This is a genomic window from Paraburkholderia sp. BR13444 (assembly GCF_040948755.1).
In the GTDB taxonomy this organism is placed as follows: domain Bacteria; phylum Pseudomonadota; class Gammaproteobacteria; order Burkholderiales; family Burkholderiaceae; genus Paraburkholderia; species Paraburkholderia youngii.
Window position 1 is genome coordinate 1 of the sequence record NZ_JBFPKM010000025.1, and the last position, 21,884, is coordinate 21,884.

The window sequence follows — 21,884 nt, forward strand, 5'->3', positions numbered from 1 at the left end:
CGGATGCTGACGGCCAGCACGCTTGCCGAAATCGGCAATGCGTATGTCGACCAGAATCTGAAGCGCAAGGCGGCGGAAGCCGAGAAGTCGCTCGAGTTCCTGAGCGCACAGCTGCCGCAGCTCAAGAGCGACCTGGAGCGCGCCGAGGGGCGCTATAACGACATGCGCAACCGCATGGGCGTGTTCAACCTGAGTGAGCAGGGCAAGGCCTATCTGGATCAGAGCGTGGCCACGCAGCGCAGCCTGCTGGAACTGAAGCAGAAGCGCGCGGAAATGAGCGCGATCTACGCGCCGGGTCACCCGGCGATCCAGGCGCTCGATCAGCAGATTGGCATGCTGGGCAGCAGGATCGGCAGCCTGTCGCAGCAGGAACAGGCGCTGCCGGAGCTGGAGCAGAACGCGGTACGCCTGACCCGTGACATGAACGTGAACAACGAGCTTTATGTCGGCATGTTGAACAACATGCAACAGCTGAAGCTGGTTCGCGCGGGCAAGGTGGGGACGGCGCGGCTGATCGATAACCCGGTGGTGCCGAAAGACCCGATCAAGCCGAACAAACTGCTGGTGATCATCTATGCGGCGTTGGGCGGCCTGATTCTGGGTGCGGGTGCGGCGTTCGCGCGGACGGCGCTCTATCGGGGCGTGACCGACGCGCAGGAGATCGAGGAACAGACCGGCCTGAACGTGTACGCGACCGTGCCGCTGTCGCAGGCGAACGTCGCGCGCATCGGCAAGGCGCCGAAGCTGCCCGCTGACGGGAAGTTCCTGCTGGCGAGCGAGTTTCCGCGCGACCCGTCGATTGAAAGCCTGCGCCGGCTCAGAACCGCGCTGCATTTTGCAATGCTTGAATCGGAGTCGGGCGACAATCGCGTGCTGCTGACGGGGCCGACCGAACAGGTGGGCAAGTCGTTCCTCTCCGCGAATCTGGCGGCGGTCGTCGCGGCGGCCGGCAAGCGGGTGTTGCTGATCGACGCGGACCTGCGCAAAGGCCATCTGGAGCAGTACTTTGGGCTGGACTCGACACCGGGGCTGGCGGACTATCTGACGTCGGAGGTGACGTCCGAGGCGGTGATCATGCGTGACGTGCGCCCGGGCCTCGACTTCGTTGCGCGCGGCGCGATCCCGGAGAACCCGGCCGAGCTGCTGGTGGGCGAGCGCATGCAGCAGTTCCTCGCGAAGACGAGCGACTACGATATCGTGCTGATCGATACGCCGCCCGTGCTGGCCGTATCCGACGCGACCGCGCTCGCGGATAGCTGCGGCACCGTGCTGCTGGTGACGCGCTTCGAGACGACTTCCATCGCGCAGGTGCTGGAAGCGACCGCGCAGCTCAAGCAGGCGAATGCCCGGGTGAAGGGTGTGATCTTCAACGGGATCGATACGGATGTCTATCGCTACAGTCTGGGTGCGCGCGCCGGCCTCTATCGCAATGCTTCCTATCTCGACGCATTGCCGGCCAGCGGAAGGACGCAGAAAGGCTAGCTCTCAGACGACCACCATCGTCGTGTAGAGCGAAAAAAAATTCACCCGGACTTCGACGTAGATAAATTGTGAATATCAAACATTCGATCGTAAGTGTCGCTGGAGTGGTGCTGAGTCAGGCGCTCAATTTCGTTTCGATTCTATTGATCGGGAAGTTTTGCGGACCGACGGCTCTCGGGTACTTCAGCCAACTCATGGCAGGTGGTCTTTTTATCGGGTCGGTGATCGGCTTGCGTCTGGAGGTCGCCTGCATGGCGGCGGACAAGGCACAAGCCGTGCGCGCAATGACGAGTTCCAGCGCGGTCGCCATCATGATCGGCGTGGCACTCGTGGTGGCCACCACAGCCGCCGGCCACACGGAATACATACCTGTTATCGGTTTGGCACTGGGCGTGTTCCTGCAACAGGCATTGTGCGGAGCGCTCACCACCGAACGAAAGTACACGCAGATCGCAACGATCCGGTTCTTTCCCAATGCCGCATTCGCCGTCTACTTTGTCTGTATGATGATGTTTTCGAAAGGCGAGGTCAGTGGCACCACCGTATTCAACATCTATAGCTGGATTTTTCTGGTCTCGTCCGTTGTGCCGGCCGTGATCTGCCTTTATTCGGCCCGCCAGTTGATCCCGGTGTCCTTCCTTAGGTTCTCCACGCTTCAGATCCAGTATGCAAAATTTGGCATTCCGACCACTACGCTGAATTCATTCGTGATCTATGCGTCCGCGATCCTGATGCCGATGATCTTCGATCATCGTGACGCCGGCATCTTCGCGCTGGCGTATCGCGTGGGTTACTTCCCTGCGTCCCTCTTGTCGCAAAGTTTGGGCGCCGTCTTCCGCCGTGATCTGATCGACTATTTCGACGGCCACAAAAAAGACGGAGTGAATCCATCGAAGCAGTTCTTCTCTATGCTGACGTTGATCAGCATTTGTCTGGTAGCAGCGTGCTATGCAGGCCTTAGCCTCATTATCCACGTGAAGATGGGCGACGAATGGGAACCGTCGATGTCGGTGTACCTGATCTTTATTCCCTATTTCATCACGATGGCGATCTATGGCTCGATGGCTCAGGTATTCATTGTTGCGAACCGGCTGAAGATCGACTTGATGTTTCAAATGGTCAACGCCGTATCGATTTTCCTGATCTTTGCGACGGCTCATTTCCTCGGCGTCGGTTTCATCCAATCGCTTGTTCTGCTCAGTGTCTGTGGAACGCTTGTGGCAAGCGTGGGTACTTACCAGGCGCTCAAGATCGGCAAGGGGCCGGACGCCTATCCGAACCGACAACCTAGCTTTGAAGCGCCGTGACAGGCGAGTCGCTCAATCGTTCAGGGAAAAAGAATGCGCATTGTAAAACTCCCCGGCATCATCGGCAGGAATGCGAGTCCAGGCGTGTCGGCGGCGGTCTGGTTCATTCTATTCATCGCGCTGTATGCGATCTCCGCGTTTCACGATAGCACGTTGCCGGCGCGGTTTCTGTTTGACGAACTGGTGATCTTCGACCGGATGAAGACCGTCACGGCTTTCAAGGCGTTTGGCGACTCATTCGACAATCTCGCGTGGTTTTTCAACTTTTTCGGCCTCCAGAATTTCTCTATTTCTTTGATGGGCTTTCTCGCGTCGACTATCGGCATGCTTTTCGCCATCTGGAGGTCTGGTGTCACTTCGCTGAAGCCGATCGAGTTCGTTCTGGTCGCCTTCTGGCTCGTCAATCAGACTGTCTACATCGGCGTTCCGTCAAAAGAAGTGGTTATTTCGATCGTGGTTTTCTTGTTGCTGTTTTACAACTCATCGCGCGCGATATTGGCTTTGTTTGTAGTCCTGGCGACTCTGGTGGCTGTGTACTTCAGATCGTACTGGGCTATTACGCTGGCCGCGACGGTGTTTCTTTATTTGGCGCCAAATGGCTTCAGAAAGCCGATTTCATTGATCCTTTTCGCACTAGCCATGTTTGTGATTGTGGCCTTCGTGTTCCAGAAGGCCTATGGCGAATCACTGGATTTCGCGAGGCAGAGTGCCAATGAGTGGCGGGACCCCGAGGAAGTGGGGTCGATGATCGTACAGTTCATTCCGGGCAGCAGTATGTTCGTTGGCGTGGCGAACGTAGCCATCACGCTGGCGACTTTCGTTTTGCCGTTGCGGTTGATCACGTCGGGTTCTCCGTTGCAAATGCTGGGCGGCATTGGCGTGTTTTTCACTTTTGCGGCTGTGTTCTTGCGATATCGCGCCGCTGCGACACTATTTCCGGTGGGCCGATTCGAGACTCTGTGTTTCTGTTTTCTGGTCAGTTTCCTGTCAACGCAAGCTATTTTCGAGCCGGACTACGGATCATTCCTGCGACATCTTTCGCCGGTGTCGCCGTTGATCATGCTTCTCGTCCTGCGGCTCTCATTGGAAGGACACTTGACCGTATCGGCTGAGGGTGCCGCGCTAGTGAACGACGACACTCATCACCAGTCCACGTTGTCGAGACATCGCAGCGCCTCCTGATTCGCTATAACGGGCCGCTGTGTGCCGTTGGTGAAGCGATTGCCGCCAGCTGTGCACCGCCGGCGCGCACGGCCCGTTATTCCCTCTTCACGATGTCGAACAGCTTGGCCACGGAAGGCCAGCGCGCTCGTTTAGTAACCTCAGCGGATTCCGACGGAACGCTCGCCGGCCTCGTCGACTTCGATAAGTTTCCAGACAGAAACCCTCAATTCAGTGGGGCTTCGTCCATCCACCCCCGTTAGAGCCGCGCATCCCACGCGGGGCGCCACTTCTGTGGCGCCGTCACCACCGAAAGCGATTCGAATCCCTCCGTAATGCTTTCAAAATGCAAAAGCCTCTGCTACCATCGCGCCGCATAAATGCGAATCAATCGCATTGACAACAGATGGAGGCGCTTGCTCGCTGGTAGACATGAAAAATCAAAAAACCACACGTCCAATAAGGCTCACAGTCCATCGTCACATGCAGATTGCGGTTTGGCTGGTCTTTGCCGGCGCCGCGCAATCCGCTTTCGCGCAAAGCGCCTCCGGCGGGGAAGAAGCCGCGGCGCCAGCCAGTAGCCCAGCTGCCACGGCGCAGGCCGCTAGCGGCGGCGAGCAGGCGCTACCGGCCGTCAACGTCAACGCGGCCGCCCAGACGGATTCGCCGATGCACTTGCGCACGCCCGTGTCGGTCGGTGCGCTGGGTACCCGTTCGCAGCTCGACACGCCGTTCTCGACCACCGTCGTGACTGGCGAGGAGCTCGCCGACCGTCAGGCGAACAAGCTCGGCGACGTATTCGCGGTCGATGCATCGGTCACCGACAGCACCAATGCGTACAGCGCGTGGGCCACGTACATCTCGATTCGCGGCCTGCCAATCGATTGGCAGAACGGCTTTCGCATCAACGGCAATCCGTTCATCTCGTACGGCATCACGATGCCTTATGAAAACCTCGAACGCGTCGAACTGCTGAAGGGCCTTGGCGGTTTCATGTACGGCTTCGTGCAACCGGGCGGGGTCGTCAACTATGTGACGAAGAAGCCGGCGGATCAGCCGGTGACGAGCGTGTCGGCCGGCTACCGGATGGACAGCGTGTTCAGCCAGCACGTCGATTTGAGCCGGCGCTTCGGCCCGGACGACAGGTTCGGCGCGCGCATCAACTACACGCACGAGGCCGGCAAGACCTATAACGCGGGTGACATCAATCGCAATTCGCTGGCGGTGTCGCTCGACGGCCGCCTCACGCGCGACCTCGATGTCTACTTCGACGCGATCTATCAGCAAAGCCGCTCAAGCGGCCAGACGCCCGCGATCTACACGGGCAGATATACGGGCACGAGCCTGCCGGCGCCGATCAGCGGCGGCACCAACCTGCTCGGCGGCACCGATCAGCATCTGAACACGAACCTGCAGTTGTACACGGCGGGCGTCAGGTATCAGATCACGCCGAACTGGTCGTTCAACACGTCGGCGAGCTACAGCAAGTCCTCGCGCGACCGCAACGAAAGCACGCTGACGCTGCTGAACCAGGCGGGCGATTACACCGACAGCCGCTGGAACGGCGACGAAGGCCACCAGGACATCTACTGGCAGGGCGTATTCGAAGGCACGGTGAAGACCGCCATATTCACGCATCAACTGGCGCTCGGCGCGTCGTGGCAGTACCAGACGAACGACTACAGCGCCGTGTCGAATTACTTCACGCTGGGCAACGGCAACCTGTATCAGCCAAACCCGTGGCGCTTTTATTCGGGCGCAGGACTCGACAAATATCGCGCCAACGAGATCACACAGAAGGCGCTGTTCGCGAGCGACACGCTCCAGCTGACGGATCGCTGGTCACTGCTCGCGGGCCTGCGCTACACGAACTACGATCAGCAGTCGTACAACATCAACGGTTCGCTGTCGTCTTCGTACGGGCAGAACGGCGTGCTGACGCCGACCGTCGCGCTGATGTACAAGCTCGAGCCGCACACCACGCTTTACGCGAGCTACGTGGAATCGCTCGAGCAGGGCGCGATGGTGGCCGACATCTACGCGAATGCCGGCGCGCTGCTGCGTCCGCTGCGCTCGCGTCAGTACGAGGTCGGCATCAAGAGCGAGCATGAGCGCTGGGCGGCGACGGCCGCGCTGTTCCGCATCGAACGCGGGGCCGCGTACGCGAACAGCCAGAATGTCTACGTGCAGGACGGCAACTCGATCTACCAGGGTCTCGAAGCGGGCGGCAGTGTGCGCGTCGGCCGCAACTGGCAGGTGACCGGCAACCTGATGCTGCTCGACACCTGGTACGCGAAGGGACAGGCCTTTAACGGCAACCGGGTGGCCGGAGCGCCGCTGTTCGTCACCGCCGGCCGCGTAACCTACGACGTGCCCGCCGTGCCGGGCCTGCAGGTCGGCGCGGACGCGAAGTTCACGAGCAGCACGAAGGTGCGGCCGGCCGGCGACCTGCAGACGGGCGGCTACATGATCGTGAACGTCGGAGCGAACTATTTGACGCGCATCGGTGGGCACGACGTGACGCTGCGCGCGGCGATCGACAACATCACGAATCGCCGCTACTGGATGTTCCAGTACACGGACTACATCGCCCCGGGCGATCCGCGCATGGTCAGCGTGAACGCGAAGATCGATTTCTGATTCGGAGCAACGGGCTCACTGCGCGCCGCCGGCGCGCATGGCCCGGTATTCCCGCTGCACGATGTCCATCAGTTCCGCCACCGAAGTCAGCGCGCTCTGTTGCTCGTAGGTCACGCGGCCTCGCTGCATCAACATGATGCGATCCGCGATATCGAGCGTCTGCGCATAGTTGTGCATGATCATGATGATCGACAGGCCGCCTTTTTCCTTCAAGCGCATCAGCAGGTCGATGATGAGCCCCGCCTCGCGCGCGCCCATCGCGGCGAGCGGCTCGTCGAGCAACAGGATCTTCGCGTTCGAATGCACGGCGCGCGCCACGGCGATCGCCTGGCGCTGGCCGCCCGACAGACGTTCCACGGGCAAATCCACCGAAGGCACGTGCACGCCGATATCGTCGAGACATTGCGCCGCGCGCTCGCGCATCTGCTTGTGGTCGAGCAGCCTGAACGGTCCGCGCCGCACGATTTCGCGGTTCAGGAACATGTTGTGGTAGATGCTCAGCGAATTCGCGAGCGCGAGATCCTGATACACGCATTCGATGCCGAGCGAGCGCGCATGATCGACCGAGCGCAACAGCGTCTCCTCGCCGTCGATGTGGAGCGTGCCGCTCGTTTGCTGATGAAAGCCCGTGAGGATCTTCACGAGCGTGGACTTGCCCGCGCCGTTGTCGCCGAGGATGCCGAGGATCTCGCCCTTGCCGAGCGTGAGCGAGACGCCGTCGAGCGCCGTCACCGCGCCGAAGCGCTTGACGAGGTTGTCGCCTTGCAACGCGAGCGGCGTGTTCGCGCCGCCGAGCGCAGCGGAGGTGGCGTTCGCGCCCGCCGAGGAGGTTTGCGATTGGTCCATCAGCGTCCACCCTTGCGGCGAATGCGCCCGACGTGGATGTTGAAGATCATCGCCGCCAGAATCGCGGCGCCAAGAATTATGTTGAACGTAAACGCGTTGATGCCGATCAGCGTAAAGCCGTCGTTGAGAATGCCGAGCACCGCCGCGCCGATGAGGCCGCCCACGATGGTGCCCGAGCCGCCCGTCAGCGGGGTGCCGCCGATCACGGCGGCGGCCACCGCAAGGAACATGATCTGGTTGCCGCCCGCCTGCGGGTCGATCGAGGTAATGCGAAAGGCTTCGAGCATGCCGGTGAAGCCCGCCAGCACCGCGGCGAGGACGAAGTTGCCGAGGCGCAGCCGCTTCACATGAATGCCGGCCTCGCTCGCGCCGAGCGGATTCGCACCCGCGGCCTGCGTGTGCAGGCCCCAGCGTGTATGCCGCAACAGCACGTGCATCGCGAACGCGATCACGAGGGTCCAGATGATCTCGCTGTAGCCCCACGCGCCCATGACCGCGGCGAACGCGGGCGAGCCCGGCGTGGGGGCGGGCGTGCCGCGCGAGATCGTGAGCGTGATGCCGTTGATCAGAAAGAGCGTACCGAGCGTCGTGACGAACGAGGGCAGCCGCAGCCACACCGTCACCGCTCCGTTCACGAAGCCGACCGCGCCCGCCGCCACGAGCCCCGCGATCACGGCGAGCCACATCGGCGCGCCCGCGTCATTCGCGAACACCATCATGAATGGCGCGAACGCGAACACCATGCCCGCCGACAGATCGATGTCGCCGCCGATCATCAACATGATTTCGCCGAACGCAATGATCGCCACCGGCGCGATGAACTGCGACAGGTTGACGAGGCTCGCGTTGGTGAGCAGGAAATCGTGGTTCGCGAATTCGAAGTAGGCGGCCAGCAGCACGGCCACGAGCAGGATGCGCAGCTCGGCCGCCCACTGAGACGCGAATGAAACGCCCGCGCGCCGGGGCGCGCGGACTGCTTCGGTGTTGCTGGTTTCGTTCACTGTATTCATCAGGACTTGATTGCGCCGGACCGCGGGACGATTTGCTGCTTATCGGTCTTGCCTTCGAAGCGCGTCGAGGTATTGAGGTACGGCTCGACGTTCTCCTTGGTCACGAACTTCAGGCCGGTGTTGATTTCGGCCGGCCCGACGAGGCCGCCCGAGCTGAGGAACACGAACGCCTGCATCACCGTATAGAAACCTTGAACGTACGGCTGCTGGTCGATGGTGAAGTCGAGGTAGCCTTCGTGGATCAGCTGGATCGTGGTCGGCAGCAGGTCGAAGCCGCCGCCGTGCACGCCCTTCGCGGGCAGGTTCGATTCCTTCATCACCTGCGCGACGCCCTGCGTGCTGCCCGCATCCACGGCGAACATGCCCTTCAGGTCCTGGTGTCCCAGATAGAACGCCTTGATCTTCGACAGTTCCTCGTTGACGGTCGCGCCCGTGGCCACGGTCTGGATGTCGATCTTCTTGCCGGACTTCTTGATCGCGTCGCTCGCCCCGTCCATGCGCGGCTGAATGTTGAGCTGCCCCGGCGTCGCAATGAACAGCGCGACCATGCCGCTGTCGATCAGGCTCACGATGCGCTCGCCCATCTGGTAGCCGGACAGATACAAGTCCTGGCCGATATACGCGAGGCGCGGATTCTTCTTGCCGCGCGGCGCGTCGGCGTTATAGGCGAACACCGGAATGCCGGCGTCGAGCGCGGCCTGGATTGGCTTGTCGAAAGCGCTCGGATCGACGATCGGCACCGCGATGGCGTCGGCCTTCGCGGCGATCGCCGAATTCACGGCGCGGACCATTTCGCCGGCGTCGGAGGTGGCCGAGCCGGTCCACTGATAATCCATGTTGAGCAGCGAGCAGGCATCCTGAATGCCGTATTGCGTCGGCACGAAGAACGGGTTGGTGGTGACGTGATTGACGAACACGATCTTCCACTTCTTGTGCGACGGAAACGCCGACTCCGCTGCTTGCGCGCTGCCGATCAGCCCGCCCGCGCCGCCTAGCGCACCCATCAGCGAAAGCGCCGCGCCGAGTCCGGCGCCCTGCATCAGCCCGCGCCGCGTCGGATTGAAAGAGTTGTTGCCTTGTTGCTGGTTGTCATCCCGTTGCTGTGCCATCTCATCCTCCGATTCTTCTCTTCGTTGGTCGATGCGCTCGACGTTGCGTCGATCGTGTGCAGATGCTGGAAGGCACCGGGAGTGCGCTGGGCAGCGCGAGACTTTGGCGTGGCGACGTGCAACCCCGATTCGAGGCGCTCGATACGCGCCGTGCGGTACCGCAAAAATGTTAGTGCAGTGCGGTTGCACCGCCTAATCCATGTATACCCGCACCATTCCGAAGAGTGGGACGGCGGGGTTACGAAGTTGTGGATAGTGGCGCCCGACGGGGTGCAATGGATGGTCTGCGCCGCTGTCGGCGGACTGGCGAAAGCGCGGCGCGGCACCGGGTGGCGCACCGCAGCACACAGGACGCGCCCGCGGCCGCCGCTTCGTGGTGCGCGGCGCTCAAAGCGTTTCGCCCGCCAACACCGTCGCCACATGCGCACGCAACGTCGGCAACACTTCGCCTTCGAACCACGGATTGCGCTTGAACCACGCGACATTGCGCGGCGACGGATGCGGCAGCGGCATCACATGGGGTCCAAACTCGGCCCATCTGACGAGCGTATCGGTCGAGGTCGGGCCAAACGCGTCGCCGAGGCCAAAGCGCTGCGCGTATTGTCCGATCAGCAGCGTCAATTTCACCGAACGCATCCGCGCGAGCAATTGGCCATGCCAGCGGCTCGCGCACTCGGGCCGAGGCGGCAGGTCGCCGCTCGCGCCGCGGCCCGGAAAACAGAAGCCCATCGGCACGATGGCGAACCTGGACGCATCGTAGAAGGTCGTGTCGTCGACGCCGAGCCATGTGCGCAGGCGCGCGCCGCTCGCGTCGCTCCAGGGCACCCCGGACGCATGCACGCGCGCGCCCGGAGCTTGCCCGATGACCAGAATACGCGCGCTCGCGGATGCCGCAAGCACGGGTCGGGGCGCGTGCGGCAGCATGGGTGCGCACAGCGTGCAGGCGCGGATATCGTGAAGCAGCGTGTCGAGCGACGTGTCGTGTTTCGACGTACGTTTGGTGGTAACGGCCATAAAGCGGTGCGGGGCGACTGGCGTGCAGTCGTGTCGTGAGTCGGCTCAGTTCTGCGCCTGAGCCGGATAGATCAGCGTGCCGTCGGCCTGGGGCTCGGCGCCAGGCGTCAGCGTGGCGGCGTTCGTGTGATGCGCGTCCATGATGTGCAGCACGGTTTCATCGTGCATCAGCAGATAGTCCGTAATGACACGCCGGTGGCAACGCCACCAGACCGCTTCCGAGCACATGATCGCGCAGCGCTGCCGATGACCGAGCGTCAGCAGTTGCGCCAGTCCCTCGCGGAACGCGTCGCTCATTGCATAGTCGGCATAGTTGCGAAAGGCCGGATGCGTCCAGTACGCATTCGGCGAAGGCGCGTCGTCCTTGCGCCTACTGCGGCGTCCGCCGAGTGCGGCGAGATGCACGTAGTCGATATGCTCCGCTGCGAGCGAGGCGGGCAGCGTGTCGCGATTGAACTGCGGGTTGGTTCGCGAGCGCGGGATGCTGCGCACGTCCACCAGCAAGGCGATCTGCTCGCCTTTCAGCAAGTCGACGAATTCCTGCAACGGATGCGTCGAATGGCCGATCGTGTAAAAAGGGCGTTTTGTTTTCATGCGTGCCTCGCCGACCTCGATCGCGGCGACGATTCCTACACGGTTACAACCTTTGGCGCAGTAAGGTCAACTGCGTCCCGATTCAGGCGCCGCACGTGCCATGCCTGACGAGCCGGGTGGCCATCATCCCGGTATCCGGTGCAATCTTGCTCCCGCGAGTCAGAGTTGCAACAATGCACCCGCGATGGCCGCCGCGCGGCACGCCGTCGCCCGCGTATTTTCTTTCGACCCGCTTGCATCATGACCGACGGCCTGCCCAATCCCCAACGCGCGTTTGCGTACCTCGCGATCGCCATCGCGATGACGATGTCGGTGCTCGACACCTCGATAGTCAACGTCGCGCTGCCCACCATCAGCAACGACCTTGCCGTATCGCCGGCGAATGCGATCTGGGTCGTCAACGCGTATCAGCTGGCGATCACGGTGTCTTTGCTGCCGCTCGCGGTGCTCGGCGACGGCCTCGGCTACAAGCGTGTCTATTGCTACGGACTCGTGCTCTTCACGCTGGCGTCGTTCGCCTGCGCGAATGCGCACACGCTGCTGGTGCTGGCGGTCGCGCGCGTGTTTCAGGGCTTCGGTGCGGGCGGCATCATGAGCGTGAGTATCGCGCTGGTGCGCTTCGTTTTTCCGAAGGCACGGCTTGGCGTCGGCGTCGGTTTATCGTCCCTGGTGGTGGCCGTTTCGTCGGCGGCGGGGCCGAGCATCGCGTCGGTGATTCTGTCGGTCGCGCACTGGCAGTGGCTGTTCCTCGTCAACGTGCCGCTCGGCGTGCTGGCGCTGTCGATCGGCGCGCGCACTTTGCCGGTGACACCGAAATCGGGCGCTCGCCTGAGCGGCCTGAGCGTCCTGCTCAACGCGCTCACCTTCGGCCTGCTGATCTCGGGTCTCGCCGCTTTCAAGCAGCCGGGGGCGACGCAGCGCGGCGTCGCGATGGTCGCGCTCGCACTGGTGGCCGGTGTGCTGTTCGTGCGGCGCGAAAGCCGGCTCGCGAAGCCGATGCTGCCCATCGACCTGCTGCGCATGCCGGTGTTTTCATTGTCGATGGCCACGTCGATCTGCTCGTTCGCGGCACAGACGATGGCGTACATCGTGCTGCCGTTCTATTTCGAGCAGACGCTGAAGCTATCGGAAACCCAAACCGGCTTTCTGATGACACCATGGCCGCTCGTGACCGCGTTGATCGGGCCGGTTGCGGGCCGGCTGTCCGACCGGTGGGCTCCGGGACGCATCAGCAGCGTCGGGCTCGTCGTGTTCGGCTGCGGACTCGCGATGCTCTGCCAGCTCGGCGACACGGCGACGCGTTTCGACATCGTGTGGCGGCTCGCGGTCTGCGGCCTCGGCTTCGGCATCTTTCAGTCGCCGAACAATCGCGTAATCATCGGCAGTGCGCCGCGGCATCGCAGCGGCGGCGCCTCCGGCCTGCAAGCGATGGGACGTCTGCTCGGCCAGTCGAGCGGCGCGGTGGCGGTGTCGATCGTGTTCGGGCTCGTGCACGGCCGGCACCTGACGCTGATTGCGGGCATTGGTGCGGCGCTCGCGTTGATCGCGGCCTGCGTGAGTTCGGTGCGGCGCATGACGGAGTACAGCGACGCCCCGCAGGAACCACAGGCTACGCCAACGCGGCCGGTCTCCGAGCGTTGACGGGGGCGGCGTCGTTGCGCCGCCGGTGCGTTTACGCGAGATTCGAAGGCGCCGCCTTCAGCACGTCGACGTGCTTCGGAATCAGGCCGAGATCGAGGAACGTATCGGCGATCTGTTGCTGCTCGCCGAGAATCGCGCGGGTAATCGGCTGCGTGCCGAACTGCTGACGCCGCACCGCCGCGTCGACGACCTGCTTTGGCAGACCCCATAGCTGCGCGAGTTCGCTCGCGAGCTGATCCTTGTTCTGCTTGCCCCACTCATCGACCTTGTCGAGCTCTTCGATCACGATGCGGATCACGTCGGGATTGTTCGCCGCATAACTCTGCGACGAGAAGTAGAACGCGCGATTGCCGACTACGCCGCTCGCATCGGCAATCACGCGAGCGCCGAGCGAATGCTCCGCCGCGGCGAAGAACGGATCCCAGATGACCCACGCGTCGATCGACGCGCGCTCGAACGCCGCGCGCGCATCGGCGGGCGCGAGGAACACGAGCTTTACGTCGCCGTATTGCAGGCCATGCTGACGCAGCAGCTTGACGAGAAAGTAGTGGACATTGCTGCCTTTGTTGAGGGCGATCCGCTTGCCCTTCAGGTCCGCGACCGAGCGGATCGTCGATTGCGGCGGCACCAGCACCGCTTCCGACTGCGGTCGCTTGTCGGTCGCCGCCACATAGGCCAACGGTGCGCCGGCGGCCTGCGCGAAGATCGGCGGTGCTTCGCCGACGTCGCCGAAATCGATCGAGCCGACGTTCAGTGCTTCCAGTTGCACGGGGCCCGCCGCGAACTCGGTCCATGTGACGGATACGTTCAGCGGCGCGAGCCGTTTCTCGAGCGTACCGCGGCCCTTCAGCAGATTCAGATAACCCTTCTGGTTGCCGACGCGCAGCGTACGCGCATTGCCTTGCGCGAACGAAAGCGGCGCTGCCGCGGCCGCCGCGGCGCCGAGCGAAAGTTTCAGGAAGGTGCGGCGGTCGTGAAGCGTGCTGGTAATTGACATGACGGGCAATACGATCGGGAGGGCAATGAAGAAGGCAGGATGCGCGGCGGCCGAAGCGCCGCCGCTCGAGTCGCGAGTGATTCGTGCGTGATTCGCGTGTCGGATCAGTGCTGGGGCGCGCCATCCCATGCGGGCAGCGTGGCGCCGTGATAGACGGTCAGGATCGCCGAGGCGACGTTGGTCTGCTGGTAGCTGTCGACGATCGTCTTCACCCACGCAGCGTTCGCGTCTTTCGCGTTGACCGCGATGAAGTTGCGATACGGATTGCCCGGCACCTTCTCCTGCGCGATGCGTTCCTGCGGAATCTTGATGCCCGCCTTGATCGCCCAGTCGGTATTGACGACGGCGGCGTCGAGGTCGCCGATCGCACGGCCGACGATGCCCGCGTCGAGCTCCTTGATCTGAATGTGCTTCGGATTGTCCGCGATGTCGCGCGCGGTCGGCAGCAGGCCGACGTCGGGGCGCAACTTGATCAGCCCGTTCGCCTGTAGCAGAAGCAGCGCGCGGCCTTCGTTGCTCGGATCGTTCGGCACGCCGATCGTCGCATTCTGCGGCAGCGCCGCGATCGATTTCACGTTGCGCGAGTAGAGACCGATCGGCTGCACGTAGGTGTAGCCGACGGGCACGATCTGATAGTGGCGCGCGGCGATCTGCGCATCGAGATACGGCTTGTGCTGGAACGAGTTCGCATCGAGGTCGTGTTCGGCGAGCGCTTCGTTCGGCTGCGTATAGTCGGAGAAGGTCGTGATCTTGACGGTGATGCCCTGCCTGGCCGCATTGGCGGCGACCGCACGCCACACGTCTTCGTCCTCGCCGGACATGATGCCGACTCGCACCGTTTGTCCTGCCGCAAGCGCCGGTTGCGCGCTGACGATGCCGCATGTAACGAGAACCGAGAGGAGTGCGGCCCTGAGTGCTTTGGTCGTGGTCATGTTTGAAATGCGATCGAAGTGAAGGTCCGGAGATCGTAGAGAGGCGCTCGTTAGCGCACAAATAATATCGAGCGCTATCGTTATCGCGGTTGAGCGTAAGCGGACAACCCGTTTCGCCGGCACCGCCAGACCGACATTGCATCGGCGGCGCAAAGCATTGCACAAATGCTTGTTTGCACAAGCACGCGCTGCTGACTAGATTCGAATGCATGCCATCAGCAGGAGGGCGCACGATGTCAATGAATCTCGCATCGTTCTATCGCCGGGCCGTGTCCGCTGCCTTCGAAGCCGTGCGGCAGCGGGTCCATCGCGACCCGCCGCGCGACGATCCCGAGCGACTCGAGCGCATTGCGACTTACGCGCGCGCGGGATACTTCAATATGGGCTATACGCTTGAATCGTTTAGCGTGATCGCGGAAATCGCACCGGATTGACGGTGTCATCGGTGAGTTGTGCGCGCGCGGCATATCGCCGGCCGTCATAACCTTAGTCGCAATCGGCTTTGATCGGGGCGCGCACACTACCTATACTCGTGCGCTTGTCGATCAACCCAGGCCGCCTCGCCGGCACGAGCATGTCGCGACCTCCACGTATCACTAGCGACGCGCATGATGCGTCGAAACCCGCGTCGCCGCGTCGGCGCCTGTTGGGCGGTCTCGCGCTGTCCGCGTTGGCCGCGCCGAACCTGAAGGCGGCGACGCTGCTGAAGCCGCTGGGCGTCGACCCGTGGACACAAACTCCCGGCGCGCCGATTCTCGAGCATCCGTACGGGCTGCCGTCGCCGCGCGAGTCGAACGTGATTCGTCGTGCCGCGCGGGCATGGCCGATGCCGGGCGCCGCCTCGTCGCTGACGCCGCTCGCGGATCTGCATGGCTCGATCACGCCGAATGGGCTCGTCTATGAGCGGCATCATGCCGGGGTGCCCGATATCGATCCAGACACGCACCGGCTCGTGATTCATGGTCTCGTGCGCGAGCCGAAGCTCTTCACGATGGACGATCTGCTGCGCCTGCCTTCGGAGTCGCGCATTCATTTTCTCGAGTGTTCGGGCAACACGGCGAGCGAATGGAAAGGACCGAGCGGGCTGCCTGTGCAGATCACGCATGGCTTACTGTCGTGCTGCGAGTGGACCGGCGTCAGGCTGTCGACGTTGCTCGAAGCCGTCGGCGGACGCACGGTGACCAGCGACGGCGGAACGCCGCAATGGCTGCTTGCCGAAGGCGCGGACGCCGCCGCGATGACACGCAGTTTGCCGCTCGATCGGATTTTGGACCGCGCGCTCGTCGTCTATGCGCAAAACGGCGAACGCCTGCGGCCGGAGAACGGCTATCCGCTGCGTCTGTTGGTGCCGGGCTTCGAGGGCAATACCAACGTGAAATGGCTGCGGCGGCTGAAAGTCGTCGATGCGCCGTTGCAGACGCGCGAAGAGACGTCGAAATACACGGGCATCCTGCCCGACGGCCGCGCGCGTCAATTCGTGTTCGAGATGGACGCGAAGTCGGTGATCACGCGGCCGTCCGCGGGACAGCGGCTCACGGTGCAGGGCTTCTATCCGATCGTCGGACTCGCGTGGTCAGGGCGCGGAGCGATCCGCAAGGTCGAGGTATCGACCGACGGTGGCGCGACATGGCAAGCCGCGGTGCTCGATGAACCCGCGCGCGATCGCGCGTTGACGCGCTTCCAGGCCGGCTTCGTGTGGAACGGTGCGCCGACCGTCATCCTCTCGCGCGCAACGGACTCGACAGGCTACGTGCAACCGACACGCGAGGCGCTCGTCGCGGCGCGTGGTCTGAACTCGAACTATCACTACAACGGCATTCAGCAGTGGCGCATCGAAGCCGATGGGAGCGTTAAAAATGCGTGAGCATGTGCGGTTCGGTGCTTCGAAATCGAAAACGATGCGCGCTCTGCTGGCATGGGTCACGGCTAGCAGTCTGCTCGCTGGCTGTTCGTCTTCATTCGATGCAACCCGCGACGCGCAGTCCGCTGCCGCCGCGCAAGCGCGCTGGCGTTCATCCGTCGACGCGATCGGCAAGCCTGTCAGCGAAGCCGATCTAAGCGCGTGGAATATCGATGTCGCACCGAACGGCCACGGCTTGCCCGACGGCAGCGGCGACGTCGCAACGGGTGGCCGCATTTTCGCGGCGAAATGCGCGGCCTGTCATGGAGCGAAAGGCGAGGGGCTGATCGGCGATCAACTGATCGGTGGAGCGGGCACGCTCACGACCGCGAATCCGAAGCGCACCGTTGGCAGCTACTGGCCGTATGCGACGACACTGTTCGACTATATAAACCGGGCGATGCCGTATAACGCGCCGCAGTCGCTGAGCGCGGATGAGGTGTATGCGCTCAGCGCGTGGATCTTGAACCGCAACGGCATCGTGCCGGACGATGCGCGCCTCGACGCGCATTCGCTCGCCGCTATCCGCATGCCGAACCGGGATGGCTTCGTGCCCGACCCTCGACCGGGCAAGCTTTGACAGGCGTTCGGCCGGCGGGCTTATTGGAGCAGTAAGGGAATTAATCCTGCGGCGGCAACAGTGCCGCAAGCAGCCGGCGCAACTGCGCCAATTCGCTTGCCGTCAGCCGTTCAGTGAGAATGCGCTCGACCTGCTCGACGCGCGGACGCAAAGCCGCAAGCTGCTTCTTACCGGCAGCGGTGAGATACAGCACATAACTGCGCTTGTCGACAGGATCGTCGGCGCGCTCGATCTGGCCATTGCGCACCATACGTGCAACCAGATCGGCGATCGTCGAACGATCCACATCGAGCTTGTCTCCGAGTTGCCGCTGACTGACGCCTGGTGTCTCGTGTAAGACCTCGAGCGCCGCGTACTGCACGCTCGTGATCTCCGCGGAAACCTCGCTCAGCCAGACCGCTGCATGGCGCTGTTGGGCACGGCGCACCAGACTGCCAGTAAATTTGGGGAGCGCGCCGGCGTCTTCAGGTTTGATCGGCAATTTCGGAGTGTCGAATTTACTTATGGTTTAACGCACGCGAAAGATGGGCCGGAAGAAGGCGTTCAACTCCGCGTACGCATTCAATGGGAGAACATGGGCCACGTATTGGTCGGGACGTACCACCACGAGCGCACCTTGTTCGCGATCGATGCCGCGCTCGTCGAAGATATCAGTCGTCGCGTCGCTCGTAAATGCCTTTTCGTAGTCGATCAGACCGTGGCGACCCTTGCGCGGCAGCAGCAGAGCAGGGATGTCCTGGAGACGGACTTCGCGATGCGGCTGTTGCAATACCGCGCGCAGATCGAGAACGCTGTCCACGTCGGCGTCCTGCGGCGTGAAGAGCCGCAAAACGGATTCCGGCGATTCGTCGAGATGCTCGCACAACGCATTCAGCGCACGACCTGACGCGTCCGCAAAAGCGTACAGACGCCAACGGCCGTCGGCTTGCGCCGCATGCCCGAGATGGAACGGTTTTGCGTCAGCGAGGCGAACCACAGGCGACGAGTGAAAGCGCGTGCCGATCGTAAAGCCTTTGGCGAGCGCCTGATGCGTCGCTTCGCCGGTCAGTGTGGCCGGCCGGTAACGCGTCGCGACGCCTGCCGTGTAGCGGCCAGCGCGAACGAAGTACGCCTGAAGCTCCGCAGGATCGACACCACCTGCTTCGGGCCGGTTGGGGTCCTTCGGCGGAGCGGCCATCATTGCCGACCATTCCTTGTCGAAATCGATCAGCTCCTGCGCAATGGGTTGGCGCTCGTCCGAATACGTGCGCAGCAGATCGGCGTCGCTACGGCCTTCCAGCACCGCGCCGAGCTTCCAGCCGAGATTGAAGCCGTCCTGCATCGACACGTTCATGCCTTGGCCCGCTTTGGCGCTATGCGTATGGCAGGCGTCGCCCGCGATGAACACGCGCGGTTCGCGCGAAGTGCCGTCGGCGGCGATCGCGTCGTCGAAGCGGTCGGTGAGACGCTGACCGACCTCGTAGACCGAGAACCACGCGACTTCCTTGACGTCGAGCGTATAGGGATGGAGGATGCTTTGCGCCGTCTCGATGATGCGATCGACCGTGATCTGCTTGAGGTTGTCGCGATTCTCCGGGGTGACGTCGCCGAGGTCGACATAGAAGCGGACCAGATATCCGCCTTCACGCGGAATGATCAACAGGTTGCCCTTGCTCGCGGATTGAATCGCCGCTTTCAGCCGGATGTCCGGGAAGTCGGTAACGGCCAGCGCGTCCATCACGCCCCACGCATGGTTGGCCGCGTCGCCGCGCAGCGTTTGTCCGATGGCGGTGCGTACCCGGCTACGCGCGCCGTCGCAACCGACGACATAGCGCGCGCGCACGGTCACGGTCTCGTCGAGCCGTGCGGGATCGGTGCGCCGCAGCGTGACCAGCACCGGGTATTCATTCGTATCGTCGCGCTGGACGTCGACCAGTTCGAGGCCGTAGTCCGGTTCGATCCGGCGCGCGGAGCGACGCATCACGTCGAGCAGATACTCCTGAATACGCGCCTGATTGACGATGACGTGCGGAAATTCCGAAAGACCCGTTTCGGTATCCTGAACCCGGCCGGTACGACTGATCGCGCCGCGGTCATTTGCATCGGGTCGCCAGAATACCGTTTCATTGACCCAATAGGCTTCTTGCAGCAGGCGATCCGCGAGGCCGAACGCATTGAACATCTCGACGGTACGGCACGCTACGCCATCGGCCTGTCCCATCTGCAACGGTCCGTCGCGACGCTCGACGATGCGCGTGTTGATCGACGGGAATTGCGACAGTTGCGCCGCCAGCACGACTCCGGCAGGGCCGCTGCCGACGATCAGCACGTCGACCTTCTCCGGCATCTGCGCAGCATGTGCGTTGCCGATGGCTGGCTCGATTGTCGGATCGCCGACCCGGAAACCGTTGAGATGAAATTGCATGACGTCCTCCTCCGTTCAGTAAATATCTGCTGAACGCGAATATACTCCGTACACCAACCATTTTGAAGTGCTTCGTGCAAGGATGGATGTTTACCCTGGTTTAGAAGAGCCCTCTCGGATCGTCCGATTCAATGGCCGTGCCAATGGCCTCCATGGCCACCCCAGTAGCCGCCAATGCCGATGCCGAGGCTCACGGACGGCGGTGCGACGTAGTACCCGGGCGCATAGCCATAAGCGGGCGCTGGCTCATACCCATAGCCATAGCTGGGCGGCGGCGGGGCGACGACGCAGCCCGCGAGGCCGACCGATACGGTGATTGCAAAGAGTAGTCTGCTCATGATCGTTGTCCTCCAATCATGGAGGGCGTGCAAGATTCGATCCAGCCGCCTTCCGCCACCACGTCGACAGAACCCATTCGTCGGCGGAGAAGTAAAGCGGCAGCATCGCCGGATAGGCGAGGCTGTTTCGGTACGCGATGCGATGAACCGCGGAATACCAGTGCGGGATCACGTAGTAGCCGTTCATCAACACCCGATCGAGCGCGTGGGTCGCATCGACGAGCTGCTCATCCGTTTGCGCGCCCAGCACCTTGCGCAGGATCGCGTCGATGGCCGGCGACTTCACGCCGGCGAGATTGTCGGAGCCGGGCTCGTCCGCGTACTGGCTGCCGAAACGCGATAGCTGCTCGGTGCCTGGCACCTGCACGTCGGGCAGGCGCACGGTCGTCATGTCGAAGTCGAACGCGTCGATGCGCTTTTGAATCAGTGCGAAATCGGCGGTGCGAAAGTTCATCGTGATGCCGAGCTTCTGCAGATTGCGGCCGAACGCGGCGGCGACCGGTTCCATCGACACGCCGCCGCCCGTGTCGCCGAGCAGCTCGAAGACGAATGGCTGACCGTTCGCGTTGCGCAGCGCGCCGTCGCGATACGTCCAGCCCGCTTGGGCCAGCAGCTCGCGCCCCTTGATCAGGTTGGCGCGCAGCGATCCCGGTGGATCGGTGTTGGGCTGTTGCGGCATCTCGCCGAACACGGCGGGATCGAGTTCCTGGCGCAATGGCTCGAGAATCGCGAGTTCGCCTGCGCTGGGTTTGCCCTTGGCCTGAAGGTCCGTGTTGACGAAGAAGCTGTCGGTGCGCTTGTATTGATCGTAGAAAAGCTGCCGGTTGAGCCACTCGAAGTCGAACGCGAGATCGAGCGCCTCGCGCACGCGCACGTCCTGAAAGAGCGGCCGCCGCAGGTTGATGAAAAAGCCCTGCATGCCCACGCCGTTGTGATGAGGAAACTCGCGCTTGATCAGCTCGCCGCTGTCGAAGCGCTTGCCGACATCGCGCCGTACCCAGCTCTGTGCGGTGTGTTCGACGAGCACGTCGTACTCGCCCGCCTTGAACGCTTCGAGTTGCGCGACCGCGTCCGCATACAGCTTGTAGTCGATGCGCGCGAAATTGTGCGTGCCCACGCGGACCGGCAGCGACGCACCCCAGTAGTTCGGGTTGCGCTCGTAGCTGATGGTTCGGCCGTTGTCGTATCGATCGATCAGATAATCGCCGCTTGCGATCGGCTTCTCGAACGCGAGTTGATCGAAAGGAATGCGCGTGCCGTCCGGCCGCATGCCCCACTTGTGCGAAAACACCGGAATTCCGCCCGCGAGCAGCGGCATTTCGCGTGTCGCGACCTTGAAATCGAAGCGAATCGTGAGCCGGTCGATCACCACCGCGCGCGCGATCTGCCCGAAGTACACCGCGAACTGCGGCAGCGCCTGCGGACTTTTCAGCGTCTCGAACGAGAACTTCACGTCCGCTGCGGTGACCGGATCGCCGTTCGAGAAGCGCGCTTTCGGATTGATGTGGAAGGTTGTGGACAGGCCGTCCCTGGCGACGTCGATGTCGTCGGCGAGCAGGCAGTACGCGCTCGCCACTTCGTCGGCGCTGCCGGTCGTCAGGCTTTCGAACATCAGTCCCAGTCCCGGTGCGGGATTGCCTCGCAGTGTAAATGGGTTGAATTTGTCGAAGCTCGTCAGCCGGTTCGGATTCGCGAGCACGAGCGTGCCGTCGCGGGGGGCGTCGGGATTGACGTAATCGAAGTGTTTGAAATCGGCGGGATATTTGGGCTCGCCGTATTGCGCGATCGCGTACACCGCGCAAGCGGGATCGGCACTCCATAGCGCCGATCCGCTCAGCACGAGCGCGAGCAGCAAGCGCCAGCTGTTGGACGAGCGGTTCGCCGGGTTCGTCATGGAAGTCCTCACGCCGTCGCGGTATTCGCACCAGT

General features: G+C 62.8%; 19 protein-coding genes. 8 read left to right on the forward strand and 11 right to left on the reverse strand.

Annotated elements, in window-relative coordinates:
- The 4 genes from AB3X95_RS37040 to AB3X95_RS37055 form a co-directional block, all read left to right on the forward strand.
- A partial coding sequence (locus AB3X95_RS37040; protein WP_368623855.1) for a polysaccharide biosynthesis tyrosine autokinase occupies nt 1–1,482 on the forward strand: 1,482 nt, incomplete at its 5' end.
- Between the two features lie 68 nt (nt 1,483–1,550).
- A complete protein-coding gene (locus tag AB3X95_RS37045; protein ID WP_176123586.1) occupies nt 1,551–2,789 on the forward strand; it encodes a lipopolysaccharide biosynthesis protein in 1,239 nt (412 codons plus the stop codon).
- A 33-nt stretch (nt 2,790–2,822) separates the two neighbouring features.
- On the forward strand, nt 2,823–3,971 hold the full coding sequence (locus AB3X95_RS37050) for a hypothetical protein (RefSeq protein WP_368623856.1): 1,149 nt from the start codon (nt 2,823–2,825) through the stop codon (nt 3,969–3,971).
- A 462-nt stretch (nt 3,972–4,433) separates the two neighbouring features.
- The gene (locus AB3X95_RS37055; protein ID WP_368623857.1) at nt 4,434–6,590 is read left to right on the forward strand and encodes a TonB-dependent siderophore receptor; all 2,157 of its coding nucleotides are present in this window, start codon (nt 4,434–4,436) and stop codon (nt 6,588–6,590) included.
- 15 nt (nt 6,591–6,605) lie between these two features.
- On the opposite strand, the gene AB3X95_RS37060 is transcribed toward AB3X95_RS37055, so the two are convergent.
- From AB3X95_RS37060 to AB3X95_RS37080, 5 genes are all read right to left on the reverse strand, one after another.
- Complete coding sequence (locus AB3X95_RS37060; RefSeq protein WP_176111799.1) at nt 6,606–7,436, reverse strand: ATP-binding cassette domain-containing protein; 831 nt, start codon at nt 7,434–7,436, stop codon at nt 6,606–6,608.
- Complete coding sequence (locus tag AB3X95_RS37065; RefSeq protein ID WP_176111800.1) at nt 7,436–8,446, reverse strand: ABC transporter permease; 1,011 nt, start codon at nt 8,444–8,446, stop codon at nt 7,436–7,438. Before AB3X95_RS37065 ends, AB3X95_RS37060 begins: the two co-directional genes overlap by 1 nt.
- A complete protein-coding gene (locus AB3X95_RS37070) occupies nt 8,446–9,555 on the reverse strand; it encodes a sugar ABC transporter substrate-binding protein (protein WP_176111801.1) in 1,110 nt (369 codons plus the stop codon). The genes AB3X95_RS37065 and AB3X95_RS37070 overlap by 1 nt, the downstream gene beginning before the upstream one ends.
- A gap of 387 nt (nt 9,556–9,942) precedes the next feature.
- Nucleotides 9,943–10,569 (reverse strand): uracil-DNA glycosylase family protein, encoded by a 627-nt coding sequence (locus AB3X95_RS37075; protein ID WP_176366794.1) that lies wholly within the window; start codon nt 10,567–10,569, stop codon nt 9,943–9,945.
- A 45-nt stretch (nt 10,570–10,614) separates the two neighbouring features.
- A complete protein-coding gene (locus AB3X95_RS37080) occupies nt 10,615–11,163 on the reverse strand; it encodes a DUF488 family protein (RefSeq protein WP_368623858.1) in 549 nt (182 codons plus the stop codon).
- A 240-nt stretch (nt 11,164–11,403) separates the two neighbouring features.
- Between AB3X95_RS37080 and AB3X95_RS37085 the strand changes: the two genes are divergently transcribed.
- A complete protein-coding gene (locus AB3X95_RS37085; RefSeq protein ID WP_368623859.1) occupies nt 11,404–12,804 on the forward strand; it encodes an MFS transporter in 1,401 nt (466 codons plus the stop codon).
- Between the two features lie 31 nt (nt 12,805–12,835).
- On the opposite strand, the gene AB3X95_RS37090 is transcribed toward AB3X95_RS37085, so the two are convergent.
- Together AB3X95_RS37090 and AB3X95_RS37095 are read right to left on the reverse strand one after the other, a co-directional pair.
- Nucleotides 12,836–13,801 carry a sulfonate ABC transporter substrate-binding protein gene (locus AB3X95_RS37090; RefSeq protein WP_176366791.1) on the reverse strand — a complete coding sequence of 322 codons (966 nt, stop codon included), beginning with the start codon at nt 13,799–13,801 and terminating at the stop codon, nt 12,836–12,838.
- A gap of 104 nt (nt 13,802–13,905) precedes the next feature.
- Nucleotides 13,906–14,733 (reverse strand): MetQ/NlpA family ABC transporter substrate-binding protein, encoded by an 828-nt coding sequence (locus tag AB3X95_RS37095; RefSeq protein WP_368623860.1) that lies wholly within the window; start codon nt 14,731–14,733, stop codon nt 13,906–13,908.
- 233 nt (nt 14,734–14,966) lie between these two features.
- Here AB3X95_RS37095 and AB3X95_RS37100 point away from each other — a divergent pair, with 233 nt between their 5' ends.
- From AB3X95_RS37100 to AB3X95_RS37110, 3 genes are all read left to right on the forward strand, one after another.
- A complete protein-coding gene (locus AB3X95_RS37100; RefSeq protein ID WP_184227714.1) occupies nt 14,967–15,167 on the forward strand; it encodes a hypothetical protein in 201 nt (66 codons plus the stop codon).
- Nucleotides 15,168–15,307: 140 nt separating this feature from the next.
- Nucleotides 15,308–16,597 (forward strand): sulfite dehydrogenase, encoded by a 1,290-nt coding sequence (gene soxC, locus AB3X95_RS37105; RefSeq protein ID WP_368623861.1) that lies wholly within the window; start codon nt 15,308–15,310, stop codon nt 16,595–16,597.
- On the forward strand, nt 16,590–17,213 hold the full coding sequence (locus tag AB3X95_RS37110) for a c-type cytochrome (RefSeq protein ID WP_368623862.1): 624 nt from the start codon (nt 16,590–16,592) through the stop codon (nt 17,211–17,213). The genes soxC and AB3X95_RS37110 overlap by 8 nt, the downstream gene beginning before the upstream one ends.
- A gap of 40 nt (nt 17,214–17,253) precedes the next feature.
- Here the strand turns inward: AB3X95_RS37110 and AB3X95_RS37115 are convergent, their stop codons facing one another.
- The 4 genes from AB3X95_RS37115 to AB3X95_RS37130 all read right to left on the reverse strand — a co-directional run bounded on the left by AB3X95_RS37115 (nt 17,254) and on the right by AB3X95_RS37130 (nt 21,849).
- Nucleotides 17,254–17,694 (reverse strand): MarR family winged helix-turn-helix transcriptional regulator, encoded by a 441-nt coding sequence (locus AB3X95_RS37115; protein ID WP_176123576.1) that lies wholly within the window; start codon nt 17,692–17,694, stop codon nt 17,254–17,256.
- 27 nt (nt 17,695–17,721) lie between these two features.
- The gene (locus AB3X95_RS37120; protein WP_368623863.1) at nt 17,722–19,617 is read right to left on the reverse strand and encodes an FAD-binding monooxygenase; all 1,896 of its coding nucleotides are present in this window, start codon (nt 19,615–19,617) and stop codon (nt 17,722–17,724) included.
- Nucleotides 19,618–19,745: 128 nt separating this feature from the next.
- On the reverse strand, nt 19,746–19,955 hold the full coding sequence (locus AB3X95_RS37125) for a hypothetical protein (protein ID WP_176111811.1): 210 nt from the start codon (nt 19,953–19,955) through the stop codon (nt 19,746–19,748).
- 16 nt (nt 19,956–19,971) lie between these two features.
- The gene (locus AB3X95_RS37130; protein WP_368623864.1) at nt 19,972–21,849 is read right to left on the reverse strand and encodes an extracellular solute-binding protein; all 1,878 of its coding nucleotides are present in this window, start codon (nt 21,847–21,849) and stop codon (nt 19,972–19,974) included.
- Between the last annotated feature and the right edge of the window lie 35 nt (nt 21,850–21,884).

Coding starts and splice junctions, on each gene's coding strand:
- AB3X95_RS37050 (WP_368623856.1), top strand. CDS start 2,823: ATGCGCATTGTAAAACTCCCCGGCATCATCGGCAGGAATGCGAGTCCA.
- AB3X95_RS37055 (WP_368623857.1), top strand. CDS start 4,434: ATGCAGATTGCGGTTTGGCTGGTCTTTGCCGGCGCCGCGCAATCCGCT.
- AB3X95_RS37060 (WP_176111799.1), bottom strand. CDS start 7,436: ATGGACCAATCGCAAACCTCCTCGGCGGGCGCGAACGCCACCTCCGCT.
- AB3X95_RS37065 (WP_176111800.1), bottom strand. CDS start 8,446: ATGAATACAGTGAACGAAACCAGCAACACCGAAGCAGTCCGCGCGCCC.
- AB3X95_RS37070 (WP_176111801.1), bottom strand. CDS start 9,555: ATGGCACAGCAACGGGATGACAACCAGCAACAAGGCAACAACTCTTTC.
- AB3X95_RS37075 (WP_176366794.1), bottom strand. CDS start 10,569: ATGGCCGTTACCACCAAACGTACGTCGAAACACGACACGTCGCTCGAC.
- AB3X95_RS37080 (WP_368623858.1), bottom strand. CDS start 11,163: ATGAAAACAAAACGCCCTTTTTACACGATCGGCCATTCGACGCATCCG.
- AB3X95_RS37085 (WP_368623859.1), top strand. CDS start 11,404: ATGACCGACGGCCTGCCCAATCCCCAACGCGCGTTTGCGTACCTCGCG.
- AB3X95_RS37090 (WP_176366791.1), bottom strand. CDS start 13,801: ATGTCAATTACCAGCACGCTTCACGACCGCCGCACCTTCCTGAAACTT.
- AB3X95_RS37095 (WP_368623860.1), bottom strand. CDS start 14,733: ATGACCACGACCAAAGCACTCAGGGCCGCACTCCTCTCGGTTCTCGTT.
- AB3X95_RS37100 (WP_184227714.1), top strand. CDS start 14,967: ATGTCAATGAATCTCGCATCGTTCTATCGCCGGGCCGTGTCCGCTGCC.
- soxC (WP_368623861.1), top strand. CDS start 15,308: ATGTCGCGACCTCCACGTATCACTAGCGACGCGCATGATGCGTCGAAA.
- AB3X95_RS37110 (WP_368623862.1), top strand. CDS start 16,590: ATGCGTGAGCATGTGCGGTTCGGTGCTTCGAAATCGAAAACGATGCGC.
- AB3X95_RS37120 (WP_368623863.1), bottom strand. CDS start 19,617: ATGCAATTTCATCTCAACGGTTTCCGGGTCGGCGATCCGACAATCGAG.
- AB3X95_RS37125 (WP_176111811.1), bottom strand. CDS start 19,955: ATGAGCAGACTACTCTTTGCAATCACCGTATCGGTCGGCCTCGCGGGC.
- AB3X95_RS37130 (WP_368623864.1), bottom strand. CDS start 21,849: ATGACGAACCCGGCGAACCGCTCGTCCAACAGCTGGCGCTTGCTGCTC.